General features: G+C 65.3%; 7 protein-coding genes. 3 read left to right on the top strand and 4 right to left on the bottom strand.

From position 1 onward, the window contains the following. Positions 1–407 precede the first annotated feature (407 nt). A complete protein-coding gene (locus GGQ67_RS24785; RefSeq protein WP_183902769.1) occupies positions 408–1,940 on the top strand; it encodes a YifB family Mg chelatase-like AAA ATPase in 1,533 nt (510 codons plus the stop codon). A 317-nt stretch (positions 1,941–2,257) separates the two neighbouring features. Here GGQ67_RS24785 and cysK read toward each other — a convergent pair whose 3' ends face one another. Both cysK and GGQ67_RS24775 read right to left on the bottom strand, forming a co-directional pair. Then, positions 2,258–3,220, bottom strand: coding sequence for a cysteine synthase A (gene cysK, locus GGQ67_RS24780; protein ID WP_183902768.1), 963 nt, complete (start codon positions 3,218–3,220; stop codon positions 2,258–2,260). Positions 3,221–3,353: 133 nt separating this feature from the next. After that, positions 3,354–3,971, bottom strand: a complete 618-nt coding sequence (locus GGQ67_RS24775; protein ID WP_183902767.1) for a LysE family translocator — start codon at positions 3,969–3,971, stop codon at positions 3,354–3,356. 248 nt (positions 3,972–4,219) lie between these two features. Here GGQ67_RS24775 and GGQ67_RS24770 point away from each other — a divergent pair, with 248 nt between their 5' ends. Further along, entirely contained in the window at positions 4,220–4,735 is a 516-nt protein-coding gene (locus GGQ67_RS24770) for a Dps family protein (RefSeq protein WP_183902766.1), read from the top strand. Between the two features lie 82 nt (positions 4,736–4,817). Here GGQ67_RS24770 and GGQ67_RS24765 read toward each other — a convergent pair whose 3' ends face one another. Together GGQ67_RS24765 and dut are read right to left on the bottom strand one after the other, a co-directional pair. After that, complete coding sequence (locus tag GGQ67_RS24765; protein ID WP_183902765.1) at positions 4,818–5,717, bottom strand: GNAT family N-acetyltransferase; 900 nt, start codon at positions 5,715–5,717, stop codon at positions 4,818–4,820. Continuing rightward, complete coding sequence (dut, locus tag GGQ67_RS24760) at positions 5,717–6,187, bottom strand: dUTP diphosphatase (RefSeq protein WP_183902764.1); 471 nt, start codon at positions 6,185–6,187, stop codon at positions 5,717–5,719. The genes GGQ67_RS24765 and dut overlap by 1 nt, the downstream gene beginning before the upstream one ends. A gap of 97 nt (positions 6,188–6,284) precedes the next feature. Between dut and GGQ67_RS24755 the strand changes: the two genes are divergently transcribed. Beyond that, positions 6,285–7,868 (top strand): peptide chain release factor 3, encoded by a 1,584-nt coding sequence (locus GGQ67_RS24755; RefSeq protein ID WP_183902763.1) that lies wholly within the window; start codon positions 6,285–6,287, stop codon positions 7,866–7,868. Positions 7,869–8,019: the final 151 nt, after the last annotated feature.

The raw sequence follows: 8,019 nt of genomic DNA, 5'->3' as shown, positions 1-8,019 counted from the left end.
TCTCCAATGCGTGTCCAGAACGCCGCGAAACGTCTGAAACCGAATAGAATCAATGTCATGCAACCTGTCCAGAGATTTAAACCGGACAGTAGTGGGCCCGTCCCGAGCATCCATGCACGCCGCAACGAGTTCGAAGTGCATGGATGGCCCGCGCAACCACGGGCTCCCCACATCGCCCGGGCCTCATCGCCCGGGCGCCAAAAACACCCCGCGATCCTCCTTCTCCCCACCTTTGTTCCACCGATGCAACCCGCTGCAACCGCGCCACAGCGCTGGCGCGCAATTGTTCATTTATTGTTCTTGTTTCATTCCAATTTCTATGCCAGATTGCAATCCGCGACCATGATGGGTCGCTGTTTCAGGTGCAAGGGGTTGCGCCACAGGGGATCTGGGCCGAGGGGTTGGGCATGGTGGCACGCGTCAGCACGGTTGCATTCCAGGGCATAGAAGGGGTTCCGGTCGAGGTCCAGGTCATGGTCGCGCCCGGCAAGCTGATCACCCAGATCGTCGGCCTGCCCGACAAGGCGGTGGCCGAAAGCCGCGAGCGGGTGCATGCGGCGCTGCATGCCTCCGGCCTGGCGCTCCCCGCCAAACGCGTCACCGTCAATCTCGCGCCCGCCGATCTTCCGAAGGAGGGCAGTCACTTCGATTTGCCCATCGCGCTCGGACTGATGGCGGCGCTCGGTGCCATTCCGGCCGATGCGCTCGCCGGCTATGTCGTCATCGGCGAACTCAATCTCGATGGTACGATCGCCGCCGTCACCGGCGCGCTGCCGGCCGCGATCGGCGCCAATGCCATGGGCAAGGGCCTGATCTGCCCGGCCGAGAGCGGCCCCGAGGCCGCCTGGGCCGGTGCCGGGCTCGATATCCTGGCGCCGCGCAGCCTGATTGCGCTCGCCAACCATTTTCGCGGCACCCAGGTGCTCTCGCGCCCCGAGCCGTCGATCCGCGCCACCGCCGCCAATCTTCCCGATCTCGCCGATATCAAGGGCCAGGAAAGCGCCAAGCGGGCGCTCGAGGTGGCGGCCGCCGGCGGCCATAATCTCCTGATGGTCGGTCCGCCCGGTTCCGGCAAGTCGATGCTCGCCGCTCGCCTGCCGTCGATCCTGCCGCCGCTTTCGGCCGCCGAATTGCTGGAGGTGTCGATGATCCACTCGATCGCCGGCCAGCTCTCGGGCGGCAAACTCTCCGACCGCCGGCCGTTTCGCACCCCGCATCATTCCGCCACCATGGCCGCCCTTGTCGGCGGCGGATATCGCGCCCGCCCGGGCGAGGCGTCGCTTGCCCATCATGGGGTGCTCTTTCTCGACGAGTTTCCCGAATTCTCGCCGCAGGCGCTCGATGCGCTACGCCAGCCGCTGGAAACCGGCGAGTGCATCATCGCCCGCGCCAATCATCGTGTTAGCTATCCCGCCACCATCCAGCTGGTGGCGGCGATGAACCCCTGCCGCTGCGGCATGGCGGGCGAGCCCGGTCATAGCTGCGCTCGCGGCCCGCGCTGCATGGCCGACTACCAGGCCCGCATCTCCGGCCCGTTGATGGACCGCATCGATATCAGGATCGACGTGCCCGCGGTTTCCGCCTTCGACCTGATCCGTCCGGCGCCGGCCGAAAGGAGCGCCGATGTCGCCCGCCGCGTCGCCCGCGCCCGTGACCTGCAGCGAGACCGTTTCCGCGCCGCCGGCCTCGGCGAAATCGGCACCAACGCCCGCTGCTCCACCGCGATGATCGAGACCTACGCGGCCCCCGATGCATCCGGCCTGCAATTGCTGCGCGACGCCGCCGAAAAGATGAAGTTCTCCGCCCGCGGCTACCACCGCGTCCTCAAGGTCGCGCGCACGCTGGCCGATCTCGACGACCAGGAGATGGTCGGCCGCATCCATTTGGCCGAGGCGATCTCCTACCGCATGGCGGGCGAGCGGCTGACGGCGGTGGCGTGAAGGGGCAGGGGTAAGGCTGGCGGGAGACAGAGAGGCTTGATCTGCGGGTCTTTGAGCGCCGCGCCATTCTCCGCCCTCATTCTCGCCCTTGTGGCGGGAATCCAGCCGGCGCGCGTCCGCGCGGCGAAGAGAGGCTTTTTGCGATCAAGGACTTGATCGCGCTGGACCCCTGTGACCGGCACAGGGGTGAGGGAGCCTTTGTAGGCCCGCGTGCTGACCACCTCTGAAGCAAGGGCGCTCCGGGCCGGTTTCCCGGCGCATCCCGAGCGGTCTAAGGGCGCCGAAGCGCCCTCCCTGACGTCGAGCTAAGCCAATCCTCAGCCGCCGAGGCCTTCGAACAGCGCCGTCGAGAGGTAGCGTTCGGCAAACGACGGGATGATCACCACGATGGTCTTTCCGGCGTTTTCCTCGCGGGAGCCGATCTTGATCGCAGCCGCCAATGCCGCACCCGAGGAGATGCCGACGGGCACGCCTTCGAGGCGGGCGACGTGGCGGGCGGTTTCCAGCGCGGTGGCGCTGTTGATGGTGACGACCTCGTCATAGATATGGGTGTCGAGGATCGCGGGCGCGAAGCCGGCGCCGATGCCCTGGATCTTGTGCGGTCCCGGCACGCCGCCCGACAGCACCGGTGATTCCTCCGGCTCGACGGCGATCACCTTGATCTCCGGCTTCTTCGACTTCAGCACCTGGCCGGCGCCGGTGATCGTGCCGCCGGTGCCGATGCCCGATACCAGGATATCGACGGTGCCATCGGTGTCGTTCCAGATCTCCTCGGCCGTCGTCTTGCGATGGATCTCGGGGTTGGCGGGGTTTTCGAACTGCTGCGGGATGATCGCGTCCGGCAGTGTCGCGGCCAGTTCCTCGGCCTTGGCGATCGCGCCCTTCATGCCCTTCGCGCCCTCGGTCAGCACCAGCTCTGCGCCGAGCAGCGCCAGCATCTTGCGGCGCTCGACCGACATGGTCTCGGGCATGGTGAGGATCAGCTTGTAGCCCTTGGCGGCGGCGGCGAATGCCAGCGCGATGCCGGTGTTGCCGGAGGTCGGTTCGACCAGCGTCGTCTTGCCGGGCGAAATCTTGCCCTGCGCTTCCAAGGATTCGATCATCGCCACGCCGATGCGGTCCTTGACCGAGGCGATCGGGTTGAAGAATTCCAGCTTGGCCAGAAGGTTGGCCTTCACGCCCTTTTCCTTGGCGAGCTTGTCCAGTCGAACGATCGGGGTGTCGCCGATCGTGTCCGTGATCGAGGAGTAGATGCGGCCGCGGCCCGGTTTCTTCGACATGATAAGGCTCCCTTGATGAAATATCCTTTGAGAATAGGGTCTAAGCCGCCGCTCGACCAGAGTAGCTTCACCCGCCATGTCGGTGGTTCAGAGAAAAAACCCTTTGCGAACCACGTCTTGCCGAATGATTTTTTCAGGCCGCGCGGGTGGCGATGAAGGCGGCGGTGCCCGCCAGAATGCTGGCCGCCACCCGGTTCAGTGCCTGCAGCGCGCGCGGCTGTTTCAAAAGCGTGCGCGCTCGTGACGCAAGCAGCATGTAGGGGATCAGCACCACCAGCAGCACGACGAAGGTGGTGAGCAGAAGCAGGCCGTATTCGCGCATCCCGACGCTGTCTATGCTGATCAGCGTCGGCACCAGCGCCACATAGAACAGCATCGTCTTCGGGTTGCCGAGCGTCACCAGCAGGCCCGAGAGAAAGCTCATGCCGATATTGCTCGATCGCTTGGCGGCGATGTCCTGCGGCAGCAGGCCGGCGGTCCACAGCTTGTAGGCGATATAGCCGAGATAGAGCGCGCCCAGGATCTTGATGACGATGAACACCTCGGTGAAGGTCTGCGCCACGAAGGCAAGGCCGAGGATCACGGCGGTCAGATAGGTCATGTCGCCGAGCACCAGCCCGAGCCCCATGAAGAAGGTCTCGCGGAAGTTCGATCCCAGCGCGCGGGCCACGATCGCGGTAATGCCGGGGCCTGGAATGGCGGCGGCGATGAACAGTGCCGCGGCATAGGCGAAGAGTGCGGTGAACGACATGTGGATCTCCCAATCGGCTGTGTTCTACGCCTCTTGCGGGGCCGTTTCAACAACGCGCCGGTTGCCGCCTCGGGCGGATGAACGACGCGGACATTCTGTCACCACCGCCCGCTATTGACGCCGTGGGTCGCGGTTCTAGATCTCGGCTGGTGGGCGGATGCCTGGCCGCAGCCGGAGCCGGCATCATCGGGGGACGCACACCTGTTCCGGCACCCGTATCACGCCGATCTGGCGAAGGAGAACACCTGATGTCGACACCCGTCGAGAAGCGCAAGACCGCCGCCCTCGCAACCCCGACCGATCTGAAGAGCAACGCAATCCAGGATATCTCCGGCGCGCTGGCGGCGCTTCTGGCCGATACCTTCGCGCTTTATCTCAAGACCAAGAATTTCCACTGGCACATGTCCGGCCCGCATTTTCGCGACTATCACCTGCTGCTTGACGAGCATGCCGACCAGATCTTCGCCATCACCGACGATATCGCCGAGCGCGCCCGCAAGATCGGCGGCACGACGCTGCGCTCGATCGGCCACATCGGCCGGCTGCAGCGCCTGGCCGATAACGACGCCGATTACGTCACGCCGGAGGACATGCTGGCCGAACTGCGCGACGATAACCGCCAGCTGATCTCGCTGATGCGCGAGACCCACGACGTCTGCTCCGAGCACAACGACGTCGCCACGACAAGCCTTCTCGAAAACTGGATCGACGAAGCCGAGCGTCGCCACTGGTTCCTCTTCGAGATCACCCGCAAGGCGAAGTAATCGCCGCATCGCGCGGGTCGGCGGTTGGACGCGCCGATGTAGGGGCGTCCACCGCGATCGCCGTGCCGGTGCCGCGGTCCGGCTAGAAATCCGCCATCGGCGAGAGCATCGCCGGCCGGTCAAGGCTGATGTCGGCACCGGCCCGGATCATGAACTGCGTGCCGCCGTCGATCGGCCGCGCCTCGCCCTGCCAGCCGAGCTTGTCCGGCGAAAACAGAACCTCGACCGCCAGCGGAGCGATGCCGAGGCCGCCGAGAATGGCGTCGAGCGGCGGGATGGTCTCGGCGATGATATCCGACAGCACGAAGGTGTTGTTATCCCCCACTTTCCAGGCGATCACCGCCTGCCGGTCCTCGAGCCAGCTCAGCCGCACATCGGGATCGAACTGGGTGTTGATGAGAAACATCGCGGAACTCCCGCACACCGCCAGCGCATCCGACACCGGCGTGCGCGACGCCAGCGCCCGCAGGAGCAGCGCGAGATCCTCTGGCTTCCACGGGTTGAGCGTCCGCGCCGGCATGGCCGCCATCGCCGGACCCGGTGCCAGGCCGGCGTGAAGATGCATCGGCAGCGCGCGAAAGCCGTAGGGCGTGTAGAGCGCGGGCTTGTCTGTATAGAGCACGATCGCCTCGAAACCCTGGGCCTCGCACCAGTCGAGCGCCTTGCGGGTCAGGTCGCGATAGAGCCCGCGTCCGCGCCAGGGCGGCCGCACGGCGCCCGATTGCAGGCCGGCGGCGTTGATCCGGCGGCCGTTGATGACGACAGGCATGGCGAAGGCGGAGATGTTGGCGACAAGAAGCCCGCTCCCGTCGAACCAGCCGAAGGGCATGCTGGTGGGATCGGCGCCGCCCAGGCGCCTCAGCGGGTCGAGATCGATGCCGAACGTGTCGGAGAGCAGCGAGACCAGCGCCGACCACGCCTTGTCGTCAGCGAAATAGTCCTGGCGGAAGGTGAGGCCCGTGCTGTCCGTCGCCTTTTCCATCACACGCCCGTGGAGCCGAAGCCGCCGGCGCCGCGCGCCGTGGTGCTCGTCTCGCTGATCTCGGCGACGCGCGCCTGCGTCACCGGCGCGATCACCATCTGGGCGATGCGCATGCCGCGGGTGATCTCGAACGGCTCGTCGCCGAGATTGACCAGAAGCACCTTCACCTCGCCGCGATAATCGCTGTCGATCGTGCCGGGTGTGTTCAGGCAGGTGATGCCGTTCTTGAAGGCGAGGCCGGAGCGCGGGCGGATCTGCCCCTCGAAGCCCTCGGGGATCTCGAAGATCAGCCCCGTCGGCACCAGCGCGCGCTTGCCTGATTCAAGCACCATCGGCGCGCCATCGTCGACGGCGGCGCGCAGGTCCATGCCGGCGGCACCTTTGGTTTCATAGGCGGGCAGCTCGATGTCCTGGCCATGGGGAAGGCGCAGGAGATTGAGGGTCGGTCGGGCATTGGCGTGAATATTCATGCTTCCATTAGCCAAGTCGGTGTCGCCGCGGTCAAACACGAATTGAAAGTTATCCACGGAGTCGTTAGATACGCGGCAACTCGAAGGATTGAATATCATGGCCGAAAGTCTCGCCGAGGCGGTTTCCCGCCGCCGCACATTCGCTATCATCGCCCACCCGGACGCGGGCAAGACGACGCTGACCGAAAAGCTGCTGCTGTTCGGTGGCGCCATTCAGCTCGCCGGCGAAGTCAAGGCCAAGAAGGATCGCATCCAGACCCGGTCGGACTGGATGAAGATCGAGCGCGAGCGCGGCATCTCGGTCGTCACCTCGGTGATGACCTTCGAATATGAAGGCAATGTCTTCAATATTCTCGATACGCCCGGTCACGAAGACTTCGCCGACGACACCTACCGCACGCTGACGGCGGTGGACGCCGCCGTCATGGTTATCGACGCCGCAAAGGGCATCGAGCCCAGAACGCTGAAGCTCTTCGAAGTCTGCCGCATGCGCGACATCCCGATCATCACCTTCATCAACAAGATGGACCGCGAAAGCCGCGATCCCTTCGAGATCCTGGACGAGGTCGAGGAGAAGCTGGCGCTTGATACCGCTCCGGTCACCTGGCCGATCGGCCGCTCCAAGACCTTCTGCGGCTCCTATCACCTGGCTGACAACACTGTGCGCGGCTCCGACACCGAAGTGACCCCCACCAAGGTCAACGGCCCGCAGGCCGTCGCCGACCGACTGCCGGAAAACGAGCGCTCGGCCTTCGTCGACGAGACGGAACTGGCGATCGAGGCCTGCCGCCCGTTCGACCGCAAGGCCTTCCTCGAAGGCCACCTGACGCCTGTTTTCTTCGGCTCGGCGCTGCGCAATTTCGGTGTCCGCGATCTCATCAACGCGCTCGGCGACTTCGCGCCGCCGCCGCGCGACCAGGTCGCCGATGTCAGGACCGTCCACGCCGCCGAAGACAAGATGACGGCCTTCGTCTTCAAGATCCAGGCCAACATGGACCCCAACCACCGCGACCGCATCGCCTTTGCCCGCATCTGCTCCGGCAAGCTGGAGCGCGGCATGAAGGCGCGTCTCGCCCGCACCGGCAAGCAGCTCGGCCTGACGGCGCCGCAGTTCTTCTTCGCCTCGCAGCGCCAGCTGGCCGATACCGCCTTTGCCGGCGACGTCGTCGGCATCCCGAACCACGGGACGCTTCGTATCGGCGACACGCTGACCGAAGGCGAGGCGCTGGTGTTCCAGGGCGTGCCGAACTTCTCGCCCGAAATCCTGCGCCGCGTGCGCCTGGAAGACGCGATGAAGGCAAAGAAGCTCAAGGAAGCCCTGCAGCAGATGGCCGAAGAGGGCGTCGTGCAGCTCTTCTCACCGGAAGATGGTTCGCCGGCTATCGTTGGCGTCGTCGGCGCGCTGCAGCTCGATGTCTTGAAGGAGCGCCTGTCGGCCGAATACACGCTGCCGGTCTCGTTCGAAATGTCGCGCTTCTCCGTCTGCCGCTGGATATCTTCCGACCAGCCGGCCGAGCTCGACAAGTTCGTGAACGTCAAGCGCGGCGACATCGCCCGCGACCTCGACGGCGACCCGGTCTTCCTGGCGCAGGACAGCTTCTCGCTGCGCTACGAATCCGAACGCTTCCCGGCGATCAAGATGGTCGCCATCAAGGAATATCACGTCGCCAAGGCGGCGTGATAGCTGGATCGTAAGCGGATTGGCCATGCGGTAGGTGGCTGGCGGTGTGCCGCGCGGCCCCCTTGCATGTTCATTTTGCGTTGATTGTCTGATGATCGATGCGCACTCCGACGGATGGCCATCCGTCGGAGTGCGGACGTTCGGGACCGCG

Origin of the sequence: Rhizobium metallidurans, assembly GCF_014196505.1 — a bacterium.
In the GTDB taxonomy this organism is placed as follows: domain Bacteria; phylum Pseudomonadota; class Alphaproteobacteria; order Rhizobiales; family Rhizobiaceae; genus Rhizobium; species Rhizobium metallidurans.
Note: the sequence above shows the minus strand (reverse complement) of the source record. Positions and strands in the feature narration are given on the sequence as shown.

Bases quoted from the DNA above. Each gene is read 5' to 3' on its own strand.
- GGQ67_RS24770 (WP_183902766.1), top strand. From the start codon at position 4,220: ATGTCGACACCCGTCGAGAAGCGCAAGACCGCCGCCCTCGCAACCCCG.
- GGQ67_RS24755 (WP_183902763.1), top strand. From the start codon at position 6,285: ATGGCCGAAAGTCTCGCCGAGGCGGTTTCCCGCCGCCGCACATTCGCT.
- cysK (WP_183902768.1), bottom strand. From the start codon at position 3,220: ATGTCGAAGAAACCGGGCCGCGGCCGCATCTACTCCTCGATCACGGAC.
- dut (WP_183902764.1), bottom strand. From the start codon at position 6,187: ATGAATATTCACGCCAATGCCCGACCGACCCTCAATCTCCTGCGCCTT.
- GGQ67_RS24785 (WP_183902769.1), top strand. From the start codon at position 408: ATGGTGGCACGCGTCAGCACGGTTGCATTCCAGGGCATAGAAGGGGTT.
- GGQ67_RS24775 (WP_183902767.1), bottom strand. From the start codon at position 3,971: ATGTCGTTCACCGCACTCTTCGCCTATGCCGCGGCACTGTTCATCGCC.
- GGQ67_RS24765 (WP_183902765.1), bottom strand. From the start codon at position 5,717: ATGGAAAAGGCGACGGACAGCACGGGCCTCACCTTCCGCCAGGACTAT.